This is a genomic window from Nonomuraea sp. ATR24 (genome assembly GCF_041950485.1).
Taxonomy (GTDB): domain Bacteria; phylum Actinomycetota; class Actinomycetes; order Streptosporangiales; family Streptosporangiaceae; genus Nonomuraea; species Nonomuraea ceibae.
This window is the reverse complement of sequence record NZ_JBGNUU010000029.1, coordinates 39,522-64,578: the sequence shown is the minus strand read 5'-3', so window position 1 is coordinate 64,578 and position 25,057 is coordinate 39,522. Positions and strand designations below refer to the sequence as shown.

The 25,057-nt window shown below is 74.0% G+C and carries 22 protein-coding genes; 10 read left to right on the top strand and 12 right to left on the bottom strand.

The annotated features are described in order from the left end of the window. Positions 1 to 127: 127 nt before the first annotated feature. Both ACBI99_RS41450 and ACBI99_RS41445 read left to right on the top strand, forming a co-directional pair. Positions 128 to 1,339 carry a sodium:proton antiporter gene (locus ACBI99_RS41450; protein WP_219509465.1) on the top strand — a complete coding sequence of 404 codons (1,212 nt, stop codon included), beginning with the start codon at positions 128 to 130 and terminating at the stop codon, positions 1,337 to 1,339. A 200-nt stretch (positions 1,340 to 1,539) separates the two neighbouring features. Beyond that, on the top strand, positions 1,540 to 3,930 hold the full coding sequence (locus ACBI99_RS41445) for a PEP/pyruvate-binding domain-containing protein (protein ID WP_375074961.1): 2,391 nt from the start codon (positions 1,540 to 1,542) through the stop codon (positions 3,928 to 3,930). Between the two features lie 10 nt (positions 3,931 to 3,940). On the opposite strand, the gene ACBI99_RS41440 is transcribed toward ACBI99_RS41445, so the two are convergent. Both ACBI99_RS41440 and ACBI99_RS41435 read right to left on the bottom strand, forming a co-directional pair. Continuing rightward, positions 3,941 to 4,522 (bottom strand): TetR/AcrR family transcriptional regulator, encoded by a 582-nt coding sequence (locus ACBI99_RS41440; RefSeq protein ID WP_219509463.1) that lies wholly within the window; start codon positions 4,520 to 4,522, stop codon positions 3,941 to 3,943. Between the two features lie 50 nt (positions 4,523 to 4,572). Continuing rightward, positions 4,573 to 6,084: an MFS transporter gene (locus ACBI99_RS41435; protein ID WP_357588319.1), complete on the bottom strand. Its 1,512-nt coding sequence runs from the start codon at positions 6,082 to 6,084 to the stop codon at positions 4,573 to 4,575. A 131-nt stretch (positions 6,085 to 6,215) separates the two neighbouring features. Here ACBI99_RS41435 and ACBI99_RS41430 point away from each other — a divergent pair, with 131 nt between their 5' ends. Genes ACBI99_RS41430 through ACBI99_RS41420 form a run of 3 tightly spaced genes read left to right on the top strand, consistent with a single transcriptional unit; the run spans position 6,216 to position 9,305 of the window. After that, positions 6,216 to 6,887 carry a TetR/AcrR family transcriptional regulator gene (locus tag ACBI99_RS41430; RefSeq protein WP_219509461.1) on the top strand — a complete coding sequence of 224 codons (672 nt, stop codon included), beginning with the start codon at positions 6,216 to 6,218 and terminating at the stop codon, positions 6,885 to 6,887. Continuing rightward, positions 6,880 to 7,752: an ABC transporter ATP-binding protein gene (locus ACBI99_RS41425; RefSeq protein WP_219509460.1), complete on the top strand. Its 873-nt coding sequence runs from the start codon at positions 6,880 to 6,882 to the stop codon at positions 7,750 to 7,752. Before ACBI99_RS41430 ends, ACBI99_RS41425 begins: the two co-directional genes overlap by 8 nt. Beyond that, a complete protein-coding gene (locus tag ACBI99_RS41420; RefSeq protein ID WP_375074960.1) occupies positions 7,749 to 9,305 on the top strand; it encodes an ABC transporter permease in 1,557 nt (518 codons plus the stop codon). Before ACBI99_RS41425 ends, ACBI99_RS41420 begins: the two co-directional genes overlap by 4 nt. 43 nt (positions 9,306 to 9,348) lie before the next feature. Here ACBI99_RS41420 and ACBI99_RS41415 read toward each other — a convergent pair whose 3' ends face one another. Next, complete coding sequence (locus tag ACBI99_RS41415; protein ID WP_219509491.1) at positions 9,349 to 9,744, bottom strand: RidA family protein; 396 nt, start codon at positions 9,742 to 9,744, stop codon at positions 9,349 to 9,351. A gap of 107 nt (positions 9,745 to 9,851) precedes the next feature. Here ACBI99_RS41415 and ACBI99_RS41410 point away from each other — a divergent pair, with 107 nt between their 5' ends. Beyond that, on the top strand, positions 9,852 to 10,820 hold the full coding sequence (locus ACBI99_RS41410) for a helix-turn-helix transcriptional regulator (protein ID WP_375074959.1): 969 nt from the start codon (positions 9,852 to 9,854) through the stop codon (positions 10,818 to 10,820). A 64-nt stretch (positions 10,821 to 10,884) separates the two neighbouring features. Continuing rightward, on the top strand, positions 10,885 to 11,316 hold the full coding sequence (locus ACBI99_RS41405) for a pyridoxamine 5'-phosphate oxidase family protein (RefSeq protein ID WP_375074958.1): 432 nt from the start codon (positions 10,885 to 10,887) through the stop codon (positions 11,314 to 11,316). A 17-nt stretch (positions 11,317 to 11,333) separates the two neighbouring features. On the opposite strand, the gene ACBI99_RS41400 is transcribed toward ACBI99_RS41405, so the two are convergent. Together ACBI99_RS41400 and ACBI99_RS41395 are read right to left on the bottom strand one after the other, a co-directional pair. Then, positions 11,334 to 13,706: a SpoIIE family protein phosphatase gene (locus tag ACBI99_RS41400; RefSeq protein ID WP_357588307.1), complete on the bottom strand. Its 2,373-nt coding sequence runs from the start codon at positions 13,704 to 13,706 to the stop codon at positions 11,334 to 11,336. Between the two features lie 71 nt (positions 13,707 to 13,777). Further along, the gene (locus ACBI99_RS41395; protein WP_375074957.1) at positions 13,778 to 17,752 is read right to left on the bottom strand and encodes a HAMP domain-containing protein; all 3,975 of its coding nucleotides are present in this window, start codon (positions 17,750 to 17,752) and stop codon (positions 13,778 to 13,780) included. A 141-nt stretch (positions 17,753 to 17,893) separates the two neighbouring features. On the opposite strand from ACBI99_RS41395, the gene ACBI99_RS41390 reads away from it, so the two are divergent. Together ACBI99_RS41390 and ACBI99_RS41385 are read left to right on the top strand one after the other, a co-directional pair. Then, positions 17,894 to 19,078, top strand: a complete 1,185-nt coding sequence (locus ACBI99_RS41390; protein WP_219509456.1) for a PP2C family protein-serine/threonine phosphatase — start codon at positions 17,894 to 17,896, stop codon at positions 19,076 to 19,078. 26 nt (positions 19,079 to 19,104) lie between these two features. After that, on the top strand, positions 19,105 to 19,647 hold the full coding sequence (locus ACBI99_RS41385) for a MarR family transcriptional regulator (protein WP_357588303.1): 543 nt from the start codon (positions 19,105 to 19,107) through the stop codon (positions 19,645 to 19,647). Between the two features lie 24 nt (positions 19,648 to 19,671). Here ACBI99_RS41385 and ACBI99_RS41380 read toward each other — a convergent pair whose 3' ends face one another. The 7 genes from ACBI99_RS41380 to ACBI99_RS41350 all read right to left on the bottom strand — a co-directional run bounded on the left by ACBI99_RS41380 (position 19,672) and on the right by ACBI99_RS41350 (position 24,510). Beyond that, complete coding sequence (locus ACBI99_RS41380) at positions 19,672 to 19,938, bottom strand: DUF1232 domain-containing protein (protein WP_357588301.1); 267 nt, start codon at positions 19,936 to 19,938, stop codon at positions 19,672 to 19,674. 63 nt (positions 19,939 to 20,001) lie between these two features. Next, a complete protein-coding gene (locus tag ACBI99_RS41375) occupies positions 20,002 to 21,048 on the bottom strand; it encodes an NAD(P)-binding domain-containing protein (protein WP_357588299.1) in 1,047 nt (348 codons plus the stop codon). A gap of 48 nt (positions 21,049 to 21,096) precedes the next feature. Then, the gene (locus ACBI99_RS41370; protein WP_375074956.1) at positions 21,097 to 21,810 is read right to left on the bottom strand and encodes a helix-turn-helix transcriptional regulator; all 714 of its coding nucleotides are present in this window, start codon (positions 21,808 to 21,810) and stop codon (positions 21,097 to 21,099) included. Continuing rightward, complete coding sequence (locus ACBI99_RS41365; RefSeq protein ID WP_375074955.1) at positions 21,807 to 22,433, bottom strand: vitamin K epoxide reductase family protein; 627 nt, start codon at positions 22,431 to 22,433, stop codon at positions 21,807 to 21,809. Before ACBI99_RS41365 ends, ACBI99_RS41370 begins: the two co-directional genes overlap by 4 nt. Beyond that, positions 22,414 to 23,103, bottom strand: a complete 690-nt coding sequence (locus ACBI99_RS41360) for a DsbA family protein (protein ID WP_375074954.1) — start codon at positions 23,101 to 23,103, stop codon at positions 22,414 to 22,416. Before ACBI99_RS41360 ends, ACBI99_RS41365 begins: the two co-directional genes overlap by 20 nt. A gap of 106 nt (positions 23,104 to 23,209) precedes the next feature. Further along, positions 23,210 to 24,142 carry a M56 family metallopeptidase gene (locus tag ACBI99_RS41355; RefSeq protein ID WP_375074953.1) on the bottom strand — a complete coding sequence of 311 codons (933 nt, stop codon included), beginning with the start codon at positions 24,140 to 24,142 and terminating at the stop codon, positions 23,210 to 23,212. After that, positions 24,139 to 24,510, bottom strand: a complete 372-nt coding sequence (locus ACBI99_RS41350; protein WP_308125959.1) for a BlaI/MecI/CopY family transcriptional regulator — start codon at positions 24,508 to 24,510, stop codon at positions 24,139 to 24,141. The genes ACBI99_RS41355 and ACBI99_RS41350 overlap by 4 nt, the downstream gene beginning before the upstream one ends. Positions 24,511 to 24,611: 101 nt before the next feature. On the opposite strand from ACBI99_RS41350, the gene ACBI99_RS41345 reads away from it, so the two are divergent. Further along, entirely contained in the window at positions 24,612 to 25,031 is a 420-nt protein-coding gene (locus ACBI99_RS41345) for a hypothetical protein (protein ID WP_375074952.1), read from the top strand. Positions 25,032 to 25,057: the final 26 nt, after the last annotated feature.

The window sequence follows — 25,057 nt, the reverse complement described above, 5'->3', positions numbered from 1 at the left end:
AGCGGAGTCTGTCGCCCGGGCGGCGCCGCTGTTAAGGTGAGCGCGGTGCGCCGGGAAGCCTGGTCGGCAAGATGGTTCTCTGTCCCGACCGGAGGTGCCCGATGATCTTCCCTGCGCGGTGTCCCTGATGGGCGTGCTGCTGACCGCTTTCGCCTGCGTGCTCCTGCTCGCCGTGCTGCTGTCGAGCCTGGCCCACCGCACCATCCTGTCCACGGCCGCGCTGTTCCTGGTGGCCGGGTTCGTGCTGGGCGACGGCGTGCTCGGCGTCGTGTCGCTGAGTCCCGGCGACGACCTGGTCGCCACGCTCGCCGAGCTGGCCCTGTTCACGGTGCTGTTCACCGACGGCATGCGGGTGGGCTGGACCGAGCTGCGCAGCGCCTGGCGGCTCCCCGGACGGGCGCTGGGCTGGGGCCTGCCGCTCACGCTGGCCATCACCGCGCTCGGCGCCCACTACCTGCTCGGCCTCGGCTGGGTCGAGGCGCTGCTCATCGGCGCGATCCTGGCGCCCACCGACCCGGTGTTCGCCGCGGCCCTGGTCGGCAACGACAAGGTGCCGCCCCGGCTGCGCCAGTTGCTGAACGTCGAGTCCGGCGTCAACGACGGCCTGGCGCTGCCGTTCGTGATCGTCTTCCTGGCCGTCGCGGCGGGGTCGCACGATCTGCACCTGGGCGAGCTGGGGCTGGAGCTCGGGCTGGGCATCGTCATCGGGGTCGCGATCCCGTGGGCGGCGATCAAGCTGGAGCGCACCCGCTGGTTCGCCGCGTCCACCGCCTACGAGCCGCTCAACGCGCTGGCCATCGGCCTGCTCGTGCTCGCCGTCGGCAAGGCCACGCACGGCAACCTGTTCCTGGCCGCGTTCTCGGCCGGGATCACCGTGGCCACGTTCGGGCCCCGGCAGCGGGAGTCGTTCGAGCACTTCGGCGAGCTCATCGCCGAGGTGTTCAAGCTGGCCGCGCTGCTGGTGTTCGGGGCGCTGATCACGCCGGCGCTGCTCGGCGCGGTCGGCTGGGCCGGCTGGCTGTTCGCGGTGCTCGCGCTGGTGGTGGCGCGGCCGGTGGCGATCTGGCTGTCGTTCCTGCGCTCTGGGCTGTCGGTGCGCGAGCAGGCGGCCGTGGCCTGGTTCGGGCCCAAGGGGTTCGCCTCGGTCGTGTACGGGCTGCTCGTGCTGGGCTCCGGCATCGCGGTCGCCGAACCGGTGTTCCAGTACGTCGCGGTGACCATCGTGGTGTCGATCCTGCTGCACTCCTCGACCGACATCGTGGTGGCCCGCTGGTTCGACGACGAGCGCGAGGTCCCCGCCTGGCACACCGCCGTGACGCGCCGCATCCGCCGCCCGTGAGCAGGCCGCCGCCGGCCTGCTGCCCGGCGGGCTCGAAGTGCCTGGCCTGACCGGGTGGCCGCCGCCTACTGGACGGATGGTCACGTACGCGTAGATTGACTGCTGAAGGCTGCTGCGGGTTCACGGGGTCCGCGCCGACCGGCCGTTCCGGGTGGCGGACCGGCCGGATCCGGGCGCCACGGCTGCGAGGAGGATCCGGGATGAAGCTGATCCGGCTGGCCGAGATCGACGCCTCGATGATCGGCCTGGTGGGCGGCAAGGCCGCCGGGCTCGGGGAGATGATCAGGGCGGGGGAGCGGGTCCCTGACGGCTTCTGCGTGACCGTCGAGGCCTACGCGAGCGGCGAGGTCCCCCGGGAGGAGCTGGCCCGCGCCTACGAGCGGCTCGGCGGCGGGAAGGTGGCGGTGCGGTCGAGCGCCACCGCCGAGGACCTGCCGCACGCCAGCTTCGCCGGCCAGCAGGACACCTACCTGGGTGTCGAGGGCCAGGACGCGCTGGCCGAGGCGGTCCGCCGCTGCTGGGACTCGCTGCACACCGAGCGCGCCGTGGCCTACCGGGCGAACGTCGGCATCGAGGACGCGGCGATGGCCGTCGTGGTGCAGCGGATGGTCGACCCCGAGCGCGCCGGGGTGCTGTTCACGGCGAACCCGATCACTGGCCGGCGCACCCAGATGGTCGTCGACGCCGCGGAGGGCCTGGGCACCGCGATCGTCGACGGCACCGTGGCGCCCGACCACTACGAGTTCGACGACGACGCCCCGCAGACCGGCTGGCTGGAGGAGCTGCGCGCGGCGGGGCTGCGGCTGCGCGAGCACTTCGGCTCGCCGCAGGACGTCGAGTGGGCCCTCGACCGGGACGGCGTGCTGTGGTTACTGCAGTCCCGCCCGGTCACGACGCTGTTCCCGGCGCCGCCCGCGACCGCCGACACCCGGCTCTACCTGGAGTTCGGCCACATCCAGGGCATGCTCCGGCCGATGACGCCGATGGGCGTGTCGCTGCTCAGGACCGGCGCGGGCCTCTGGTTCGAAGCGGCCGGAGCCAAGGTCGACCGCCGAGATCCGCTGCCCCGGATGGTCGCGATCGGCGGCAGGCTCTACTTCGACCTGACCGACTTCCTGCGCAGCAAGGTGATGCGTGACCGGCTCGGCACGTCCTTGGAGGTGTACGGCCCGCGCGTGCAGGGCGCCGTGCGGCGGATGCTGGACGACCCGCGCTTCGCCCCGCGGCCCGGCCTGCCGTTCGACGTGCGCGCCGTGGTCAAGGGGGTCGCGCGCATCGCCCCCCGGGCCGTCGCCGGCGTGATCGCCGCGCTGGCCTGGCCGGACGCCGCGCGGGGCTGGGCCTACCGCGGCGTGCGGAGGATCAGGCGGCTGACCGTGCCGCCCGGGCCGGACGCGAGCGCCGCCGAACGCCTGCGCTGGGTGGCGGAGGACTCGCACCGGCCGATCATGACCCTGGACATGCAGGGCATCGTCTGGCCGCTGACCGCCGGGATCGTGGCGGGCACCGTCCCCGCCGCCCTGCTCGACGGGGTGGCGAGCGAGGAGGAGCTGGACACCGTCCTCGGCGGCATGCCGTACAACGTGACCACCGAGATGGACCTGGCCCTGTGGCGGCTCGCCGTCAGCGCGCGCGAGCACCGGGAGCTGTTCGCCGGCACCCCCGCGCCGGAGCTCGCCGCCCGCTACCGGGACGGCGACCTGCCCGACATCGGCCTGGCACAGTTCCTGGAGAGGTACGGCCTGCGGGCCGCGGCCGAGATCGACGTCGGTATGCCGCGCTGGGCGGAGGACCCGGCGCCGCTGTTCGCCACGATCGCCAACTACCTGCGGGTCGGCGATCCCGAGCAGGCGCCGGACCGGCGCTTCGAGCGCGCCGCGGATCGGGCGGAGCGGACGCTCGCCGCGCTGGCGCGGCGGGCCACGCGCGGGCGGCCGGTCCGCGGCAGGGTCGCGGTCTTCCTCATGCGCAGGTCCCGCGAGCTCACCGGGCTGCGCGAGCTGGGGAAGTTCGCCTGGCTGATCCCGCTGCGGGCGGCGCGGGAGCAACTGCTGCTGGCCGGCGCGGAGCTGTTCGAGCGGCCGGACGACATCATGTTCCTCGACCTGGCCGAGGCCCGCCAGGCCGCCCGGGGCGCGGACCTGCGCGAGGTCATCGCGGCCCGGCGCGCCGCGTACGAGCGTGAGCTGCGGCGGCCCGGCGTCCCCGGCGCGCTGCTGTCCGACGGCACCGACGTGGAGGCGCTCGCGCCGGCGGTTCCGGCGGGCGACGGGGTGCTCACCGGCATGGCCGGGGCGGCGGGCCGCGCGACCGGCCGGGCGCGGGTGATCCGCGACCCGGCCGGCGCGTACATCGAGCCGGGCGAGATCCTGGTCGCGCCCACCACCGACCCCGGCTGGACGCCGCTCTTCCTGACGACGGCGGGCCTGGTCACCGAAACGGGCTCCCCGGTCGCGCACGGCCCGACCGTCGCCAGGGAGTACGGGATCCCGGCCGTCATCTGCGTACGCGACGCCACCCGCGAGATCAGGACGGGCCAGCTCATCACCATCGACGGCGCCGCGGGCACCGTGCGCATCGAGGAGGAATGAGCCGGGCCGCTCAGGAGACAGCGGCGGCGGGGTGCGCGTGGACGGCGCGGGTCAGGATGCGGTGCACGTAGCCGGCGTCGGCGGGGGCGTTGTCGATGAGGATGGCGGTGCACAGGCCGTCGGCGGCGGCGACGACGGCGGCGATGGCCTCGGGGTCGTCGGTGAGGGTGGCGGCGAGCTCGCCGATGTCCTGCCGCCAGCGGCGGGCGACGGGCGCGAGCGCCGGGCGGCGAGCCGCCAGGGTGGACAGCTCGCGCTCGGCCAGGGCGTGGTCACGGCCGGGGCCGCCGGACTCGGCGATCAGCTCGGCCAGCGCGCGGAGCTTGTCGCCGGGGCCGTCGATGATCTGGCGGATGCGCCGGGTGTAGGTGTCGGCGACGCTGGACAGGGCCGCGACGAGCAGGTCGTCGAGGGTGGCGAAGTAGTAGGTGCTCAGGCTGGTGGTGATGCCGGCCTGCTTGGCGACGGTGCGGTGGGTGACGCCCGCCGCGCCCTCGCGCGTCACGACGGCGAGGGTGGCCTCGATGATCTCGGCGCGGCGCCGGTGGCCCCGGGCCTTGCGGCCGTCGATGTGCCCGCTGTCGTCGTTCATGCACCCCTCCCGTGAGGTCCAGGGTAGACGAGCCAGGGTGGACGAGCACGTCACCGCTCGTTCTCCCCGAGAGGCCGCACGTGCCGCAGCGCCGTCAGGCACAGCGCCGCCGCCGCGACGATCGCGACGCCGGCCACGGCCGAGGCGATGTTCACCCCGCTGGTGAACAGCGCCTGCGCCTCCCGCACCACCGGGGCGGGCACCTGGCCGGCGACCGACAGCGCGCCGGGCAGGCTGTCGGTGAGACGCGCCGCGAGCTCGGGCGGGACGTCCGCCGGGGCGGTCATGCGGGCGGTGTAGAGGACGGTGGTGAGGCTGCCGAGGACGGCGACGCCGACGGCGATGCCGAGTTCCTGGACGGTCTCGGACATCGCGGCGGCCGACCCGGACTTCGAGGCCGGCGCGGCGCCGACGACCATGTCGGTGCCGAGGGCGGCGATCGCGCCGAGGCCGAGGTAGACGAACGCGAACCCGGCCACCACCCGTGCCGCGTCCCCGGTGCCGGCGGTGGCCAGCAGCGCGTAGCCGATCACCGAGAGGGCGAGCATGAGCGCCATGACCAGGCCGGGACGCATCCGCCTGGCGATGATCGGCGCGCCGATCGCCGCGGCGAACATCGCCAGGGCGGGCGGTCCCATCCACAGGCCGGCCGCGAACGGCGTCAGGCCCTCGACGAGCTGGAGGTACTGGGTGACCAGGTACATGGTCCCGCCCACGCCGACCAGCCCGATCAGCAGCACGGCCAGCGCCGCGGAGAACGCCCGGCTGGTGAACAGCGTGACGTCCAGCAGGGGCGAGGCCAGGCCGCGCTGACGCCGTACGAAGAGCGCCCCGGCCACCGCGCCGAGCACGGCCAGGGCCGCCGTGCCGGGGCCGGGCCCGTCCGCCGCCGCGTGCTTGATCGCGTAGACGACCGGCAGGATCGCGGCCAGCGACAGGCCGACGCTGGCCAGGTCGAGGCGGCCCGCCTGCGGGTCGGCGTACTCGGGCAGCAGCGCCCGCGCCCCGGCGAGCACGGCGACCGCGACGGGGACGGCGAGCAGGAACGCGGCGCCCCACCAGAACGTGCCGACCAGGGCGCCGCCGGCCACCGGGCCGGCGGCCATGCCCAGGGCGAACATCGTCGCCCAGATCCCGATCGCGACCGCGCGCTGCCGGGCGTCGGCGAACATGTTCGAGATCAGCGACAGCGTCGAGGGCATCAGCGTGGCCCCGGCGACCCCGAGCAGCGCGCGGGCGACGATCAGCAGCTCGGCGTTCGGCGCGAAGGCGGCGAACACCGACACCGCGGCGAACGCGGCCGTCCCGATCACCAGCAGGCGGCGCCGCCCGATCCGGTCGCCCAGGGTCCCCATCGTGATGAGGAACCCGGCGATGAAGAACCCGTACGCGTCCATGATCCAGAGCGTCTGGGTCGCCGACGGGTCCAGGGCCTCGGCCATGCTCGGCAGGACCAGGTACAGCACGGTGACGTCCAGGCCGAGCAGCACCGTCGGCAGCGCCAGCAGTCCCAGACCGGCCCACTCCCGCGTTCCCGCACGCCGGGTGACGACTTCGGGCATGACATCCTCCTTGGGCAAGAATATTTGAACGATAGTACAACTAGTACGATCGTTCAAAATAAAGAGGAGCCTGCTGGATCGCTGCGGCAATATCTTGATATGGTTTCCAATATGCAGATATTGTTCCCGGTATGTCGATACCGCCAACGGGGGACCGCCCGCCGGAGGACCTGACCGCGCGTGCCCGCATCCGCGACGCCGCGCTGGAGCAGTTCGCCGCCCGGGGCGTCAAAGCCGCCACGCTGAAGGACATCGCCGACGCCGCCGGCGTCTCCGTCGGCCTGGTCCAGCACCACTTCGGCTCCAAGGACCGCCTGCGGGAGGCCTGCGACCAGCACGTCCGCGACACCGTCCTGGGCGCCGCCGGCCGGGTCCAGGAGGGGGCCGAGGTCAACGCCGACTTCCTCAGGGGCATGTACGAGGCGAGCGAGCTCAGCGTCCGCTACCTGGCCCGCGCCCTGGTCGACGGCTCACCCGTGGCGGCCGAGCTGTTCGACGAGGGCTCGGCCGGGGCCGAGCGGTTCTTCACCGACACCTGGCCCGACACGTTCACCCCCGGCGAGGCGAAGGTGCGCGAGCGCGCCGCCGTCATGGCCGCGATGCACCTGGGCACGATCGTCCTGCACGAGCACCTGTCCAGGCGGCTCGGCATCGACGTGCTGCGCCGCCCGAACTCCGGCCTGCTCGGCGCCGCCATGCTCGACGTCTACGCGCACATGGGGCAGTGGATCGCCACCCAGCAGGGTGACCGGGTCCGCCAGGCCGTCACCGACGTCCACGACGAGGAGCACCCCGATGCCTGACGCGATCCGGATCCGCCGGCTGGTCAAGAACTTCGGCAAGGTCCGCGCGCTGGACCAGCTGGACCTGACCGTGCGGGAGGGAGAGGTCCACGGCTTCCTCGGCCCCAACGGCGCGGGCAAGAGCACGACCCTGCGCATCCTGCTCGGCCTGCTGCGCAAGGACTCCGGCGAGGTGAGCCTGCTGGGCGGCGACCCCTGGAACGAGGCCGTCGAGCTGCACCGGCGGCTCGCGTACGTGCCCGGCGACGTCACGCTGTGGCCCAGCCTGTCCGGCGGCGAGGTGATCGACCTGCTCGGCCGGCTGCGCGGCGGCGCCGACGCCAAACGGCGCGACGAGCTGATCGAGCGGTTCGCCCTGGACCCGCGCAAGAAGGCCCGCACCTACTCCAAGGGCAACCGGCAGAAGGTCGCGCTGATCGCCGCGCTCGCCTCCGAGGTGGAGTTACTGCTGCTCGACGAGCCGACCTCCGGGCTCGACCCGCTGATGGAGGCGGTCTTCCGCGAGGTCGTCGGCGAGGAGCGGCGCGCGGGCCGCACGGTCCTGCTCTCCAGCCACATCCTCGCCGAGGTCGAGGCGCTCTGCGACCGGGTGAGCATCATCCGCGACGGCCGGATCGTGGAGTCCGGCACGCTCGCCGAGCTGCGCCACCTCACGCGCATCTCGGTCACGGCCGACCTGGCCAGGGTTCCGGAGGCCGGCCTGCCCCACGTCCACGACCTCACCGGCGAGGGCGGCCGCGTCCGCTTCCAGGCCGACGCCGACCACATCGGCGAGGTCCTGACCCGCCTGACGGAGTACGGCATCCGCGACATCACCGCCCAGCCTCCCACTCTCGAAGAGCTGTTCATGAGGCACTACCGATGAACACCGGCACCCTGATCCGGCTGATCCTGCGCCGCGACCGCGTCTGGCAGCCGCTGTGGATCCTGAGCGTCACGCTCTTCGTCGCGGCCACGGTCACCACCATCCGCGAGCTGCTGCCGACCCCGGAGGCACGCCGCGACTACTTCGTGAACATCATCGACAACCCGGCCATCATGCTGCTGCAGGGACCGGCGTACGGCGACAGCGTGGGCGCGGCCGCCGCCCAGCAGCGCGGCGCCGCCACCACCATCTTCGCCGCTCTGGCCAGCATCCTGCTCGTGGTCAAGCACACCCGCTCCGACGAGGAGCAGGGGAGGCGCGAGCTCGTCGGCTCGGCCGCCGTGGGCCGCCACGCCCCGCTCACCGCCGCCCTCGCCGTCGTGCTCGGCGCGAACCTCGTCCTGGCCCTGCTGATCACCGTGGTCGGCGCGAGCGCCGGGCTCGGCCTGGCCGGGCCGCTCGCCTGGGGGCTGATGGCCGCCTCCGCCGGCTGGCTCGGGGCCGGGCTGGCCGCGGTGACCGTGCAGCTCACCCGGAGCGCCCGCACGGCCGGGGCCGCGGCCTTCGCCGTGTTCTTCGCCGCCTACCTGGTCCGCGGCATCAGCGACCTGGCCGGTCCCGGCCTGGAATGGCTGGGCTGGCTCGTCCCCAACGGCTGGATCCTGCGCGCCCGCGCGTTCGGCGCCGAGCGGTGGTGGGTGTTCCTGCTGCTCGCGGCGTTCGTCGCGGCTCTGGCCTGGCTCGCCTACACGCTGTCGGCCCGGCGCGACCTCGGCGGCGGCCTCCTCGCGCCGCGGCTCGGGCCCGCCCGCGCCCCGGCCGCGCTGCGCGGGCCGCTCGGGCTGGCCTGGCGCGTCCACCGGGGCGCCGCGCTGGCGTGGATCGCGGGCGCCGCGTTCGTCGGCGCGGGGCTCGGGCTGGCCGGGCCGAGCGTCCTGGAACAGTTCGGCCAGAGCGGCGGGCTGGACCACTGGGCCAGGCGAACGGGCACGGACGACCCCGTGGAGATCTTCTTCCGGCTCGTCGTGTACGAGCTGGCCGTGTTCTCCATGTCCCTGTACGCGATCATGACGGTGCTCCGGCTGCGCGGCGAGGGGGCCACCGAGCTGTTCCTGTCCGGGCCGGTGAGCCGGGCGCGCTGGGTCCTCGGCCATCTGGCGTTCGCGGCGGCGGTGCCCGGCGCCATGCTCGTCGTCGCCGGGCTCGGCCTGGGCCTGGGCAGCGGCGACGTCGGCTCCGGCCTGGCCCTCACCACGGTCGTCCTGCCCGGCGTCTGGGTGATGGCCGGTGTCGCCGTGGCGGCGTACGGCCTGTTCCGGCGCGCCGGGACGGTCGTCGCGTGGACCGCGCTGGCGCTCGCCATCGCCCTCGAACTCGGCTGGGAGCTCCGGCTGGTGAACGACCAGGTCTTCATGATCTCGCCGTTCGCGCACGTCCACTACTCCACGCTGGCCGACCCCGGGCCCGGCACGCTGCTCGGCCTCACGCTCGTGGCGACCGCCTTCACCGCGCTCGGCCTGTACGGGCTCCGCCGCCGCGACCTGACCCTGTGACGGCCTGCCGCCTCCGGCAGGGGACGCCGGAGGCGGCGGGGTGTCACGCGACGGCGGTGCCCTCCAGCTCGATCATCAAGGTGGGGATCGCCAGCCTGGTCACCCCGAGCATCGTGGTGGGCGGCGCCACCCCGGCGGCGCCCAGCCGCGACGCCAGCACGCCGTAGTGCTCGAAGAGCCGGTCGACGTCGGTGGTGTAGACGTTGAGCCGGACCAGGTTCGCCAGCGACATCCCGGCCTCGCCCAGCACGGCCTCCAGGTTGTCCAGGCTCAGCGCCAGCTGCGCCGCCATGTCGTCGGCGTGCTCGGGCTTGCCGTCGCCGTTCATCGCCGTCTGCCCCGAGCAGTACAGGGTCCGGGTGTGCCCGGAGACCACCTCACCCTGGTGGTATCCGAGCTGCTGCGACCACGCCCACGGGTTGACGGCCGTTCGTTCCACTGCCATGTCGGCTCCATTCGGTTCATCGACAATCGCGTTCCGATCGGGCAAGAGCCTCGCAGCCAATCACGACATCTTTTGTCGTGTATTTCGGTACAGTTCGGGATATGCGTGCCGACCGGCTGGTCTCGCTGGTGCTGTTGCTGCGCCGGCACGGCCGGATGTCCGCGACCGCGCTGGCCCGGGAGCTGGAAGTGTCCACCCGGACCGTGCTGCGCGACATCGAGGCGCTGTCGTCGGCGGGCGTCCCCGTGTACGCCGAGCGTGGGCGCCACGGCGGGTTCGCGCTGCTGCCCGGCTTCCGGACCGAGCTGACCGGGCTGAACCACGACGAGGCCCTTGCCCTGCTGGTGGCCGGGTCGCGGCGCGGGGCGCAGGCGTTCGGGCTCGGCTCGGCGCTCGCCTCGGCGATGCTCAAGGTGGTCGACGCGCTGCCGGAGAGCTACCGGGACACGGCGGCGGGCGCGGCCGAGCGGCTGCTCATCGACCCGGAGACCGACCTGCTCTCACGCCGCCTGGCCGACGAGGAGGTGCCCGACGCGATCGTGGCCGAGGTGCTGCGCGCGGTGTTCGCCGGGCACAAGCTGCGCATCCACTACGCGGCCGTGAACCAGGCGGCGCAGTGGCGCACGGTGGACCCGATCGGCCTGGTCACCGTGCGCGAACGCGGCTACCTGCTGGCCACGCGGGCCGGCGCGGACCGTACGTACCGGCTGTCGCGGATCCTGGCGGCCGAGGAGCTCGCCGAGCGCGCGGAGCGGCCGGACCGGGTCGACCTGGACCGGGCCTGGCAGGAGCGCAGCACCCGGTTCCGGACCGGCGGCGACCAGGTCAGCGTGCTCGTGCGGGTGAACCCGGCGCGGCGGGAGGACCTGGTGGGCACCGCGCTGGCCGTCCGCGCGGAGCGGGCCGACGCGGACGGGTGGCTGCGGATGGAGGTGTCCTTCCAGGACCGCAGGCACGCCGAATGGGCGCTGTGGCAGCTCACCACGAACGCGGAGGCCCTCGAGCCGCAGTGGCTGCGCGACGCGCTGCGCGACCGCGCCGCCGCGATCGCCGCCCGCTACGGCGGCTAGATTGTCTGCAACGAAACTATCTGTTACGGTCCTCTCGTTGGCAGCCGCACGACGGAGGAGAACCGTGGACGAGAACCAGCAGGGGCCAGCGCCGCGGCCGCTGAGCGAGGACGAACTGGTCAAGCTGCTCGAAGGGCAGCGGTTCGGCGTGCTGGCGACGGTCCGGAGCACCGGCCACCCCGCCCTGTCCACGGTCCTGTACCGATGGGACCCCGCCGGGCGCGTCATCCGGATCTCCACCACGGCCGGCCGGCTCAAGGCCCGCCAGATCGCCCGCGACCCGCACGTCGCCCTGCACGTCCAGGGCCCCGACGTGTGGTCGTTCGCCGTCGCCGAGGGCGAGGCCGAGGTGTCCGGCGACCCCGCCGACCTGCTCGCCTTCGCCGGCGATCAGCCCGATCCCGCCGCCTTCCTGGAGCAGCAGGCCCGCGAGGGGCGCGTGGTGATCAGGATCAGCGTGTCGCGCCTGTACGGCACGGCCCTCGACCTGCCCTGACACACGCCGCCCGCGGCTCAGCGCACCTGGATGCCGAGCAGGCAGGTGTCGTCGTCGGTGTCGGAATGGCTGTGGGTGAGGAGATGGTCCAGGCGGTGCTCGAGGCTCGTCACCGGGTGTTGCACCGTCGTCAGGAGCTGCTGCTGCGAGTGCTGCAGGGCGCGGTCCCGGCGCTCGATGAGCCCGTCGGTGTACATGAGCAGCGTGTCCTCACCCGCCAGGCGGATCTGCCCCTCCTCGTAGTCGGTCTCGGAGACGGCGCCGAGCATGATCCCGTGCACCAGCGGCAGCTCCTCGGCCGTGCCGCCCCGCACCAGGATCGGCGGCAGGTGCCCCGCCCTGGCCCAGCGCAGCACCCGGGTCGCCGGGTCGTACAGGCCGCAGAGCGCGGTGGCGGTCAGGCTGTTGGTCAGGTGGTGGGCGACCATGTTGAGCCAGGTCATGAGCTGGCCGGGCCCGGCGCCGGTGACGGCCAGGCCGCGCAGGGCGTTGCGCAGGATGACCATGCCGGTGGCGGCCTCGATGCCGTGGCCGGCTACGTCGCCGAGCGAGAGCAGCACCTGGTTGGAGGGCAGCACGACGGTGTCGTACCAGTCGCCGCCGACGAGGTGCTCCTTCTCGGCGGGCCGGTAGCGGACCGCGATGTGCAGCCCGGACGCCTCGATGATCCGCTGGGCGGGCGGCATGATGGCCCGCTGGAGCTGCAGGGTGAGCCGGTTGCGCTCGGAGATCTGCTGCTCGGAGTGGGCGAGCTGGTCGCGGGTGGCGGCCAGCGCCACCTCCGTCCAGTGCTGGGCCGAGACGTCCTGGTACGCGCCGCGTACCGCCAGCATGCGGCCCTCGGCGTCGATGACGGGCTCGGCCACGACCCGCGTGTGGCGGGCCACCCCGTCGGGGCGCTGGAGGCGGAAGGCGACCGAGGCGGGCAGCCGGTGGTGCAGCACGGTCCGCAGGAAGCGGCCGATGGCGGTGGCGTCGTCGGGGTGGGCGTGCTCGGCCAGCCGGTCCAGCGGGATCGGGTGCTCGCCGGGCGGCAGGCCGTACAGGTTGAACAGCTCGCTGTTCCAGGTGATCTCGCCCGTCTGCACGTCCTGCTCGAAGCCGCCGATGCGGCCGAGGCGCTGGGCGTGCTGGAGCAGGCTGGCCAGGCGGACGGCCTCGTCCTGGACCCGCCAGATGAGCAGCACGCAGTCGCCGTGGCGGGTGATGCTGATGTCGGCGACCGTGGTGAGCGGCACCTGGTCGACCAGCGCCGTGAGCGGCACCCGCTCGGCCCGGTACGGCTCGCCCGTCCCGTACACGTGCTCGATCTTGCCGAACAGCCCGTCGTCGTGGGCGGCCAGCGGGTACGCCTCCAGCATCGTGGCCCCCGTCACGACGGCGCGGGGGCGTCCGGCGGGGTCGGCGAAGCAGTTGTTGGCGTGCTCGATGAGGAAGTCGGCGAGCAGCCCGTCCTTGCCGAACGCGGGCCGGAGCAGCAGGGCGGAGTCGTGCAGCCCGTCGGTGAGGTTGACCAGCTCGGCCAGGTCGGGCGCGGGCTCCTCGCAGGGTTCGAGCGTGTGCGCGCACAGCTCGGCCAGCGCCTCGACCTGCTTGTGGATCTGCGGCGGCTGCGGCTCCAGCGCGTGCGGCCAGCCGATCTCCAGCACGCCGAGGACCCGCCCTCCGGTGCCGGCGGGGACGGCCACCCGGCCGCCCGGCAGGTGGTGGTGGCCGATGGAGGGCAGGCCGGTGCCGGAGAGGCTGGGGAACCAGACGGTCCGGCGTTCGACCAGCGCGCGCCGGGCGGGCGTCGCCACGCCGGGCGGCACGTACCGCCAGCGCCTAGCCTCCTCGGCGCTGTAGCCGGCGTAGCCGGTCAGCGTGAGCGAGGCGTCGGCTCCGGCCGCCCACACGGCGACCGCCGTCGCGCCCAGCGGGGCGAGCGCGTGCTCCAGCAGGGATTCGGCGACGAGCTGGCTGTCCGTGGCGACGAGCGCGCCGCTCTCGGCCGCGCGCAGCCGCACCGCGATGGAGGTGTCGTCCGCGCCGGCGCCGCCCGGCTCGCTCCGCGCCCAGGCGAGGAAGTCGCGCGCGGCGTCGCTCAGGCGGTCGTGCGCCGCCTGGTCGATGAGGTCGGCGGCCAGCTCCAGAGGGGAGAGCCCGGCCTTCTCGGCCAGGTCGGCCAGCTGGCGGGCCGCCTCGGCGGGGCCGCAGCGCAGCCGCTCGATCAGGATGCCCTTGGCCAGCTCGATGAGCGCCCGGCCCTCGGCCGCGTGCTGGGCCTGCCTGATCTGCTCGCGCAGCCGTTCGATGGTGGCGGCGAGCCGGCCGACGTTGGTGGCCTCCTCGGGGGTGGCGGCCTCGCCGGGGGAGGCCGGCTCGTCGCCCGGGTGTTGCTGGATGCGCACTGCGTGCAGCTCCTTCGTACGTGGCGCGAAGACGTGGCGCGAAGACGTGGCGGGGACGGACGCGCGGGGGGTTACGCCGTCAGCCAGCGCTGGATCAGCCCGAGGAGGTGATCGGCGTCGACGGGCTTGGTGACGTAGCCGCTCGCGCCCGAGGCGAGGCTCTTCTCCTGGTCGCCCGGCATGGCCTTGGCCGTGACCGCGATGATGGGCAGGTCCGCGTACTGCGGCATGGCCCTGATCGCGGTGGTGGCGGCGTAGCCGTCCATCTCCGGCATCATCACGTCCATCAGCACGATGTCGATCTCCGGATGCGCCACCAGCGTGTCGATGCCCTTGCGGCCGTCCTCGGCGTGCAGCACCCGCAGGCCGTGCATCTCCAGGATGCTCGTCAGCGCGAACAGGTTGCGCGCGTCGTCGTCGACCACCAGGACGGTGCGGCCGGTGAGCGCGCCGTCCTCCGGCCGCTCGACCGGCAGGTCCGCCTCCTCCGAGCGCACCAGTGGCAGCACGTCGCCGGGCTGCTCGGCGGTCAGGTGCAGGGCGATCCGCTCGCGCAGCTCGTCCAGGCTCGACAGCAGCTCCAGCGGCTGGGAGACGGCCCGCGCCTGCAACGCCCGCTCCTGCGCCGCGTCCATCCGCCAGTTGTTGTAGGCCAGGACCGGCACGCCGTGCAGGGCGGCGTCCCCGTCGATGGCCTCCAGCAGGCCGAACCCGGCCCGCCCCGGCATGTCGAGGTCGAGCACGATGCAGTGGCAGGGGGCGGCGGCCAGCGTCGCCGCCGCCTCCTGCCCGCCCACGGCGGTCACGATCTCCACGGGCGCGTGCGCGCCGCCCGCGTCGCGGCGCGCCAGGTCGGCCACGACGCTCTCGGCCACCAGGGAGAGCAGGCCGCGCGAGCGTTCCTCCACCACCAGCAGCCTGCGCTGCTGGGAGGGCGCCGGGGCCGCCGCCTTGACGGGCTCGCCGTCGGCCGGGGCCTCCGGCAGCTCGCGGGGCGAGGGCGCGGCCTGGCCCGGGCCCTGCTCGGCGAAGTCCGGCCGGGCGGCCGGCAGGAAGAGCGTGAACGTGCTGCCCTGGCCGGGCGTGCTCTGCGCGGTGATCGCGCCGCCGAGCAGGTAGGCGATCTCCCGGCTGATCGACAGGCCGAGCCCGGTGCCGCCGTACTTGCGGCTGGTGGTGCCGTCGGCCTGCTGGAACGCCCCGAAGATCGCCTCCAGCTGCTGCTCGGCGATGCCGACGCCGGTGTCGATGACGCGGAAGGCGATCGCCGCGCCGTGCGGCCGCACGGAGGCGGGCACCTGCGCCGGGGCGGCCGGCTCGATGCGCAGCTCGACGCTGCCGCTCTCGGTGAACTTGACCGCGTTGGACAGCAGGTTGCGCAGCACCTGGCGCAGCCGCGAGTCGTCGGTGAGCAGGCTGTCGGGCACGCCCGGCGCCGTCGTGATGCGGAACTCCAGGCTCTTCTCGGTGGTCATCGGCCGGAACGTGGCCTCGACGTAGTCCAGGAGCTGACGCATCCCGACCCGTTCGGGACTGATGTCCATCTTGCCCGCCTCGACCTTCGACAGGTCGAGGATGTCGTTGATGAGTTGCAGCAGGTCCGAGCCCGCCGAGTGGATGACGCTGGCGTACTCGACCTGCTTGGGCGTCAGGTTGCGGGTCGGGTTCTGGGCGAGCAGCTGCGCGAGGATGAGCAGCGAGTTCAGCGGCGTGCGCAGCTCGTGGCTCATGTTGGCGAGGAACTCGCTCTTGTACGTGGAGGCGAGCGAGAGCTGCTGGGCCCGCTCCTCCAGCTCCTGGCGGGCCTGCTCGATCTCCAGGTTCTTGGCCTCGATGTCCTGGTTCTGCGAGGCGAGCAGCGCCGCCTTCTCCTCCAGCTCGGCGTTGGAGCGCTGCAGCTCCTCCTGCTGGTTCTGCAGCTCCTCCGAGCGGGCCTGGAGCTCGACGGTCAGCCGCTGCGACTCCGCCAGCAGCTCGTCGGTGCGGGCGTTGGCGACGATGGTGTTGACGTTGACGCCGATCGTCTCCATCAGCTGGTCGAGGAAGGCGCGGTGCACGGGCGTGAACGTGCCGAGCGAGGCCAGCTCGATCACGCCGAGCACCTGCTCCTCCACCACGATCGGCAGCACGATCAGCGAGCTCGGCGTGGTCCGCCCGAGCGCCGAGGAGACCGTGACGTAGCCGGGCGGGACGTCGTCGACCGCGATCGTGCGGCGGGCCCGCGCCGCCTGGCCCACCAGCGTCTCGCCCAGGCCGACCCGGGTCGCCGTCTGGCCCGCCGGGAACCCGTAGGCGTTGATGAGCCGCAGCTCGTCCTCGTCGGCCAGGAAGAACGCGCCGTACTGGGCCGAGACCAGCGGCGCCAGCTCGTTCATGACCAGCTCGGCGACCGCCGCCAGGTCGCGGTGGCCCTGCATGAGCCCCGACAGGCGCGCCAGGTTGGTCTTCAGCCAGTCCTGGTCCTCGTTGGCCTTGGTGGTCTCGCGCAGCGACTTCACCATCGAGTTGATGTTGTCCTTGAGCTCGGCCACCTCGCCCGAGGCGTCGACGGTGATGGAGCGGGTCAGGTCGCCGGAGGTGACGGCGCTGGTCACCTCGGCGATCGCGCGCACCTGCCGGGTGAGGTTGCCGGCCAGCTCGTTCACGTTCTCCGTCAGCCGCTTCCAGGTGCCGGAGACGCCCTCGACCTCGGCCTGGCCGCCGAGCCTGCCCTCGCTGCCCACCTCCCGGGCGACCCTGGTCACCTCGGCGGCGAAGGAGGAGAGCTGGTCGACCATCGTGTTGATCGTGGTCTTCAGCTCCAGGATCTCACCGCGCGCGTCCACGTCGATCTTGCGGGTCAGGTCGCCCCTGGCCACGGCCGTGGTGACCTGGGCGATGCTGCGCACCTGGTTGGTCAGGTTGTCGGCCATCGAGTTGACGTTGTCGGTGAGGTCCTTCCACGTGCCGGACACGCCGCGGACCTGGGCCTGGCCGCCGAGCTGTCCTTCGGTGCCGACCTCGCGGGCGACGCGGGTGACCTCGTCGGCGAACGCGGAGAGCTGGTCGACCATCGTGTTGATGGTCTGCGCGAGCGCCGCCACCTCGCCCTTGGCCTCGACGAGGATCTTCTGCGACAGGTCGCCCTGGGCCACCGCCGTGGCCACCTGGGCGATGCTGCGCACCTGACCGGTCAGGTTCGAGGCCATGAAGTTGACGTTGTCGGTGAGGTCCTTCCACGTGCCGGACACGCCGCGGACCTGGGCCTGGCCGCCGAGCTGTCCTTCGGTGCCGACCTCGCGGGCGACGCGGGTGACCTCGTCGGCGAACGCCGAGAGCTGGTCGACCATCGTGTTGATGGTCTCCTTCAGCTCCAGGATCTCCCCGCGCGCGTCGACCCGGATCTTCTGCGACAGGTCGCCCTTGGCCACGGCCGTGGTGACCTGGGCGATGCTGCGCACCTGGGCGGTGAGGTTGTCGGCCATGACGTTGACCGACTCCGTCAGCGCCTTCCACGTGCCGGACACGCCCTTCACGTCGGCCTGGCCGCCCAGCCGCCCCTCGGTGCCGACCTCGCGGGCGACCCGGGTGACCTCGTCGGCGAAGGAGGAGAGCTGGTCGACCATCGTGTTGAGGGTGTTCTTCAGCTCCAGGATCTCGCCCTGGGCCGAGACGGTGATCTTCTGCGACAGGTCGCCCTTGGCCACCGCCGTGGCCACCTGCGAGATGTTGCGCACCTGGCCGGTGAGGTTGCCGGCCATCGCGTTGACCGACTCGGTGAGGTCCTTCCAGGTGCCCGACACGGCCGGCACGTCGGCCTGGCCGCCCAGGCGTCCCTCGGTGCCGACCTCGCGGGCCACCCGGGTGACCTCCGAGGTGACGAGCGAGAGCTGGTCGACCATGCCGTTGAACACCGAGGCGATCTCGCCCAGCAGGCCGTCGGCGTCGGCGGGCAGCCGCGTGCCGAAGTCGCCGTCCCTGACGGCGGTCAGTCCGGTGAGCAGCTGACGCAGTTCGAGCTCCCCGGCGTCGTGGACCCGCTGTGTTCCCGACCGGCTGCCACTCACGGTGTTGCCCACCTCTCAATAATTGCCATAGTGCAAATAATTGGCTTGGAGGCTAGCGTAGGCGCACGCGGCACGACAACCGCAGCGCACACGAGGGGCAGCTCGGGTGCGCCACTTCCCTGCCCATGAGGAACTACGCCCGTGACCACCGACAACGACATGAGCGCCGTCTACCGGGCGCTACGCGCGGCACCCCCGTACCGGCTGGGGGAGGCCGCCCGCGACGCGCTCGTCGCGCACACGGCCGCGACCGGCGTCGAGCTGCTGCTCGCCGACTACGCGCTGACCGTGCTCAGGCCCGTGCTGGACCCGCCCGGTCCCGACGCGCCCGAGATCCGCATCGACGCCAGCGAGCGCGGCCGCGTGTTCGCCTCCCAGCGGCCGGCGTGGGACCCGGAGCGCGGCGCCCTGCACCTGCCGATGTCGGCGTGCGGGGAGCGCCTCGGCGTCCTCAGCCTCAGCCTGCCCGCCGCCCCCGGCGACGAGCGGATCCACGAGTTCCACGAGCTGGCCTCCGCGCTCGCCGCCGCCCTGTGGGGCGCGGGGCGGGTCACCGACCGCTACCGCAGGGCCCGCCGCCTGTCCCGGCTCACCCTCGCCGCCGAGATGCAGTGGGAGCTCCTGCCCGGCTACGGCCACCGGGGTGACTCCTACGACCTCGCCGGCCAGCTCGAACCGGCCTACGCCGTCCACGGCGACAACTTCGACTGGAGCTGCGACCGCGACTCGCTGATGCTCTCCGTCACCAACGGCATGGGGGAGGGGCTGCGCGCCGCGCTCCTCACCTCGCTGGCCGTCACCGCCATCCGCAACGCCCGCCGTTCCGGCGCCGACCTCGTCGAGCAGGCCGGCCTCGCCGACGAGGTCGTGCACGCCCAGTACGGCGGCCGCGAGCACGTCTCCACCCTGCTGCTGCGCTTCGACGCCGTCACCGGCGAGGTCGCCGCGGTCGAGGCCGGGTCTCCGCGCATCTTCCGGCTGCGCGGCGCCGAGGTCGAGACCGTCAAGCTGGACGCCCAGCTGCCGCTCGGCATGTTCGGCGCCACCGCCTACGTCGAGCAGCCCGTCCCGCTGCAGCCGGGCGACCGGCTGGTCATCGTCAGCGACGGCGTGTACGGGGCGCGGTCCACGGCCGACGTGGAGTTCGGCGCCGGTCTGCTGGAGACGACGGTCCGCTCCACCCGCCTGCAGCCCGCCGGAGAGGCCGTCCGTACGATCGTCCGTGACATGATGGCGTTCAGGGCCGGGGTGGACGTCATCGACGACGCCGTCGTGGTTTGCCTAGACTGGACCGCCGCGGCACCCGCGCGAGGCATACGCGCGTAGTCACGCTTCGACCCCTGGAAGCCAGCATGAGCCACCGCGATCTCAGCCACCTCCCCCCGACCGCAGCCGGAGCCTCCGGCGAGGCCTCCACCGGGGCCGTCGTCGAGAACGCGGCGGCCGCCCTGGTCGCCGTCTGGGCGCACTCCCGGCACGCCGCGGTCACCAAGGTCTCCTCCATCCAGCTCCAGGCGCTGCTCACCCTCGAACCCCACCGGCACATCAACCTCGCCACCCTCAGCGAGGCCCTGGGGGCGCTGCCGTCGTCCACCAGCCGGCTCTGCGACCGGCTGGAGGCCACCGGCTGGGTGCGCCGCTCCACCTCCCACGACGACCGGCGGGAGCTGACCATCAGCCTCACCCCCTCCGGGCGGGCCCTGCTGGCCGAGCTGCGCGCCCGGCGCCGCGAACACCTGGCCGAGGTCGTCGACGAGATGCCGCCCGACGCGCGGGCGGCTCTCCTGCTCGGGCTGCGCGCGTTCACCACGGCCGCGAGCCGCGTCCACGCCGCTCAGCGGCCGGGCCAGTCCGACGACACCTGGACGAACATCGCCGGCCGCTTCACCGCCTGACCCCCGACCGGCGCGGCGGGGTTTTCAGGGGGCGGCGGGCGGCCTGTCCAGTCCGGTCAGCCGGGTCAGCACGGCGAAGCCGTCGTCGGTGCCCGGCCAGTGCCGGCGCACCGCGGGCAGACCGGCGCGGCGGACCACCGAGCGCAGCACCGCGGTGACGATGATCGCGTCGTCGGCGTACCCCAGGACGGGGATGAAGTCGGGCACCAGGTCCAGCGGCAGGGCCAGGTAGGCGATCAGCAGTGCGGCCACGACGCCGAGCAGGAGGTCCCACCCCCACGCCCCGGTCATGGCCGGCGGCCGCGTCGCCCGCCGGCGTCACCTGTCACGGGGCCCATGCTACGTCCGGGCCGATCACGCCCGCCGGGCGGCGTGGGCCTCGGCGATCAGCGCGGCGTCCTCGCCGACCCAGCCCAGCAGGGCCGAGCCGCGGCAGCGCTGGAAGGGCAGGCCCACGTACGTGAGACCGGGCACCGGGCTGATCCCGCCGGTGTGGCGCGGAACCCCGCCGGCCAGGGCGCCGGGGACGCGCAGCCACCCGTAGCCGGGCCTGTAGCCGGTCGCCCAGATCACGCTGCGCGGGGCGAGCCGCAGGCCGGAGGCGGTGCGCAGCAGCGGCCCCTCGCCATCGACGCCGCCATCGACGCCGCCCTCGACGACGCGGTCGACGACGCGCACACCCATCCGGCGCAGCCCCCGGGGGCCGAGCCCGATCAGCGGGTCGCGGGCGCGGACCAGGCGGCCGAGCCGGCCGGTGACCGGAGCCCGGACCACGCCGAGGGCGCGGAGCCAGGTGAAGACGTCCAGGCCGCCGAGACGCTGGGGGAGGACCGGTTGCCGCGCGCCGGCCGCGAGGGTGACCGGGTGGGTGGCGGCGAGCTCGGCGGCGATCTGCACGCCGGAGTTGCCGCCGCCGACGACCAGCACGGGGCCGTCGGGAAGCCGGTCGGGGGCGCGGTAGGCGGAGCTGTGCAGCGCGTGGACGCCGGGTGGCAGCTCCAGGGCGGGAACGCGCGGCTCCTGGAACGGGCCGGTGGCGACCACGACCCCGTCGCCGGCGATCACCCCGTCGCCGGTCACCGCCTCGAACCCGCCGCCCGGGCCGGGGCGCAGCTCCGACACCCGCGCGCCGAGGCGGACGGGCAGGTCGAAGCGGGCCGCGTACGCCTCCAGGTAGCCGGCCACCTCGTCCTTGCCCGGGTAGCGGCTCCCGCCGGGCATCGGCAGGCCGGGGAGCGAGCTGAGCCGGGCCGGGGTGAACAGCCGCAGGGAGTCCCACCGCCGCCGCCACGACTCGCCGATCCGGTCATGGGCTTCGAGGAGTACGACGTCAAGCCCGGCCAGACGGAGGGCGCGGCCTGCCGCGAGCCCCGCCTGACCGGCGCCGATCACGATGATCATGGGGTCAAGCCTGCCCGGCGGGGTGGCGGCCGGGCTTGAACGAACCTGCTAGGAAAGCCACCGCACCCCGGCGGTCATGGTGGAGGGCGCGTTCCCCATCATCCGGCGGACCACCCGGCTCAGGTGGGCGGCGTCGGCGAACCCGGCCGCGTGGGCGGCCTCGGTCAGCGTGGCCCCGGCCGCCAGCGACGACCACACGCCGTCCAGCCGGGCCCACAGCACGTACGGCCGGAACGGCAGCCCGAACTCCGCCGTGAACAGGTGGGACAGCCGGCTCTCCGACAGGTGGACGGCCCGCGCGACGTCGGACAGCCGCACCCGGCCGGGCAGCATGCGCCGCACGGCTCGTTCGGCGCCGGCGAGCGCGGGGTGCGGCGGCCGGGGCGGGACGTGCCCGGTCAGGGCGTCGACCAGTGCCGTCAGCGTGTCCAGGTCGCCGGTGACGGGGACGTCCGGCCCGAGGCGCCACGCGGCGGCCGAGCCCGGAGCCGCCTCGCCGCCGCCCGGCTGCCCGATCCGGGCCGGGTCGACGAGGGCAAGCAGCCCGTCGGCCGTCCCGCGCACGATCGTGTGCGGGGCGTTGGCGGGGATGAGCGCGGCGCGTACGGCATGATCGCGGCCGTCGGCGCCGCGCAGGACCAGCCCCTCGCCGGTCAGGAGCTGCGCGGCGCGGTGGGCGTGCCGGCCGGTCGCGCCGATCCGGCCGCCGTAGCACAGCACGCCCGGCCGCAGAGCCGCCCACCCCTGCCAGCGAGGAGTCACAGCAGGGTGCTCCAGTAGCTCCAGAAGCGGGCGCCGATCAGGGTGATGACGGTCAGGAACCACACCGTCAGCACGACGCCGTGGTAATCGGTCAGCGCCTCGACCGGGCGGCGCACCGGACCGGGGACGGGCAGATGGCCCTCCCGGAGGTTGTGCAGGCTCACGTACCAGAAGACCGGGACGGTGACCGACCACACCACCATGCAGTACGGGCACAGCGCGCCGATCTCGTACAGGCTCTGGACGATCAGCCAGTGCACGAACACCGCCCCGGCGGTGACGCCGAGCTGCAGGCCCAGCCAGAACCAGCGCCGGAACGCCGCGCCGGCCAGCAGCGCCGCGCCCACGGCGGCGACGACGGCGAACGCGGCGACGCCCAGCAGCGGGTTCGGGAAGCCGAACACGGCGGCCTGCGGCGTGCTCATGACCGACCCGCACGACAGCACCGGGTTGAGGCTGCAACCGGGCACGTAGCCGGGGTCCGCCAGCAGCGCGATCTTCTCCATCGCCAGCACGAACGCGGCGAGCAGGCCGATCAGCCCGCCGGCCAGCAGCAGGCCGGGCAGCAGCCGGGGGAACGGGCCGGCGGAAGGCCGCGCGGCGTCACTCGGCGAGTGCCGCATCGATGGCCGCCCTGAACTCCGCCAGGGTGCGGGGTTCGATCCTGGTGCCGTTGAGGAAGAACGTCGGGGTGCCCTGCACGCCCAGGGCCCGGCCGTCGGCCATGTCCTTCCGGATGCGGGCCAGCGTCGCCGGGTCGTCGTAGGCCCTGTCCCAGGCCGCCAGGTCCAGGCCCAGGTCCTTGGCGAAGCCGCGGAACGTCTCGTCGGCCGGGACCCGCTTCTCGCCCCACTGGGGCTGCGTCTCGTACATCCGCCGGTACATCGCCTCGAACGCGCCCTGCGCGGCGGCGGCCTCCACCGCGCGGGCGGCGCGCTCGCCGTTGAAGTGGCCGGGCATCGGGAAGTAACGCGCCACGAACGTGACCTTCCCGGCGTAGTCCTCGCGCAGCTCCTCCACCGCCGGGTAGTAGGCCAGGCAGCCCTCGCACTCGAAGTCGAGGAACTCCACCAGCGTCACCTTGCCGTCCGCGGCCGACTGCAGCCGGTGGCTGTCGGCGCGCACCAGCTGCGACTCCCCGGCGGACAGACCGGCCTGTTCGACCGCCTCGGGGCCGGGCCGGCCGAACGCGAACAGCACCGCCACCGCCAGCACGAAGACGCCGATCACGGTCACCGACACGGTGACGTTGCGCTTACGGGCCGCCTGGCGACGCTCGGCCTCTGATGACACGGGTGCTCCCCTTTTCGGTCCACGGCTTACTTCTACTTTGTGTAGAAGATAGTGGGCGGTGGTCCCGCCTCTCCTTCCAGGGGTGCCACCCGGCCGTCCGCGCCTCTCAGATCGCGGCGCAGACCAGCGGGGCGACCAGCACCGCCAGCGGCCCGCTGAGCAGCAGCCCGGCCGTCGAGCAGGCCGCCGCGGGCGCCCAGCGGGGCCGCTCGCGCTCCGTGAGCAGGCGCTGAAGCCGCTCGACGACCCCCTGCTCGGCGAGCGCCGGCGTGGACGCCTGCGGCCCAGGCCCGCCGGCCGTCATCCGCACCAGCGCGCCGGCCAGCGGCAGGCCGCCGTGGGCGCGGCGGGCATGGTCGTCGGCGACCATCTCCAGCAGCACGGCCACCGCCCGCCGGGCGGTCCGCGCCGCCGGCAGCCAGGGGAAGGCCCGCGCCAGCGCGACGAACGGCAGCAGAGCCAGGTCGTGGTGGCCCCGGGCGTGCGCGCGCTCGTGCCCGAGCACCGCCGCCAGCTCCTGCGCGCTCAGCGCGTCCAGGGCGCCCTGGCTGAGCACGATCCGCCGCCGCCTGCCCGGAACGCAGTAGGCCACCCGGCCGGACGCGGGCAGGATGTACGCGTCGTGCTCCGGCGAATGATCGGCGACCACGTCGATCAGCAGCCGCCGGCGGCGCCGCTCCCGGAACGTCCCGGCGGCCACCCGCACCGTGTGGACCACCAGCCAGGCCGTCAGGCCCGCCGACCAGGCCAGCGCCACCAGGTGCGCCGGACCCAGCCCCGCCAGGCCGTGCCCGCCGGCGATCCGGCTCACCAGCGTGTGCACGCCGTGCGGGAACACCGCGGCCGACGGCGCCACGGCCGCCACCAGCCCCAGCCCGATCGCCCCCAGCCCGGCGGACGCCCCGGCCGCGTGCCACAGCACGAGCGCCGCCCGGGGACAGCGATGCGTCCACGCCGCACCGGCCAGCGCCCGCGCCGCGCGATCGCCCAGCGCCACCGGCAACAGCGCCACCCCGGCCGCCACCAGCCAGGCGATCATCGCGCCGAACCGTCCCGCTCGCCCAGCGCCGCACGCAGCGCCGAGGCCACCTCGGGCGACACCGTGCCCACGAAGCGCTGCACCGCCGCCGCGACGTCACCCGCCTCGTCCAGGGCCGCGCGCATCGCCTCGGCGACGAAGGCGTCCTTGCCCGCCGTCGCACGGTACAGATGCGCCCGGCCCACCCGCTCGCGCGAGACCATGCCCTTGTTCGACAGCCGCGTCAGCACCGTCAGCACCGTCGTGACCGCCGGGCCGGACGGCAGCAGCGGCGCCAGGTCGTGGGCGAACATGCCGCCGGGATGCTCCCACAGGGCTTCCATGACCGACCGCTCCAGATTGCCGAGCTGCACCGTCACCCTCCTCACGCCCGCGCCTTCGCGAGAAGGCTACTGCCGCCGTGGTGAACCTCCCGCGCCGCCGGTGCGTACCTGCGGCAGGAACGTTTCACCGTCCACGGGATGAGGCCATGCAGACTTCCACCGGCAAGCCGCTCGCCGTCGCCGTCGCGCTCGCCGCGCTCCTCACCGCCTGCACGGCCCCGGCGGCCCCGCCCACCCTGGCGGCCCCGGCCGCTCCGGCTGCCTCGGCGGCCCCGGCCGCACCGGCGGGCATCGACCAGATCGGCGCCGCCGCCGGATGCCCCCGCCCCGCCCTGCAGATCGACGCCGCCGACCTGCGCCAGGCCGACTGCCGTACCGCCCGGGGCCACTACACCCTCGTCACCTTCACCACCGAACGAGGCCAGCGGGACTGGCTGGAGCTCGCCCAGATGTACGGCGGCGCCTACCTCGTGGGCGAGCGCTGGGTCGTCGTCTCCACCCCACCCCTGCTGGAAGGCGTCCGCGCCCAACTGGGCGGCCGGATCGAAGCCGCCCACCACCACTGACCGCCGACTTCCAGGTGGCCGACCCG

What these genes read in the sequence shown, in the direction of transcription:
- ACBI99_RS41450 (WP_219509465.1), top strand. Translation starts at nt 128, where the DNA reads ATGGGCGTGCTGCTGACCGCTTTCGCCTGCGTGCTCCTGCTCGCCGTG.
- ACBI99_RS41445 (WP_375074961.1), top strand. Translation starts at nt 1,540, where the DNA reads ATGAAGCTGATCCGGCTGGCCGAGATCGACGCCTCGATGATCGGCCTG.
- ACBI99_RS41440 (WP_219509463.1), bottom strand. Translation starts at nt 4,522, where the DNA reads ATGAACGACGACAGCGGGCACATCGACGGCCGCAAGGCCCGGGGCCAC.
- ACBI99_RS41435 (WP_357588319.1), bottom strand. Translation starts at nt 6,084, where the DNA reads ATGCCCGAAGTCGTCACCCGGCGTGCGGGAACGCGGGAGTGGGCCGGT.
- ACBI99_RS41430 (WP_219509461.1), top strand. Translation starts at nt 6,216, where the DNA reads ATGTCGATACCGCCAACGGGGGACCGCCCGCCGGAGGACCTGACCGCG.
- ACBI99_RS41425 (WP_219509460.1), top strand. Translation starts at nt 6,880, where the DNA reads ATGCCTGACGCGATCCGGATCCGCCGGCTGGTCAAGAACTTCGGCAAG.
- ACBI99_RS41420 (WP_375074960.1), top strand. Translation starts at nt 7,749, where the DNA reads ATGAACACCGGCACCCTGATCCGGCTGATCCTGCGCCGCGACCGCGTC.
- ACBI99_RS41410 (WP_375074959.1), top strand. Translation starts at nt 9,852, where the DNA reads ATGCGTGCCGACCGGCTGGTCTCGCTGGTGCTGTTGCTGCGCCGGCAC.
- ACBI99_RS41385 (WP_357588303.1), top strand. Translation starts at nt 19,105, where the DNA reads ATGAGCCACCGCGATCTCAGCCACCTCCCCCCGACCGCAGCCGGAGCC.
- ACBI99_RS41380 (WP_357588301.1), bottom strand. Translation starts at nt 19,938, where the DNA reads ATGACCGGGGCGTGGGGGTGGGACCTCCTGCTCGGCGTCGTGGCCGCA.
- ACBI99_RS41375 (WP_357588299.1), bottom strand. Translation starts at nt 21,048, where the DNA reads ATGATCATCGTGATCGGCGCCGGTCAGGCGGGGCTCGCGGCAGGCCGC.
- ACBI99_RS41365 (WP_375074955.1), bottom strand. Translation starts at nt 22,433, where the DNA reads ATGCGGCACTCGCCGAGTGACGCCGCGCGGCCTTCCGCCGGCCCGTTC.
- ACBI99_RS41355 (WP_375074953.1), bottom strand. Translation starts at nt 24,142, where the DNA reads ATGATCGCCTGGCTGGTGGCGGCCGGGGTGGCGCTGTTGCCGGTGGCG.
- ACBI99_RS41345 (WP_375074952.1), top strand. Translation starts at nt 24,612, where the DNA reads ATGCAGACTTCCACCGGCAAGCCGCTCGCCGTCGCCGTCGCGCTCGCC.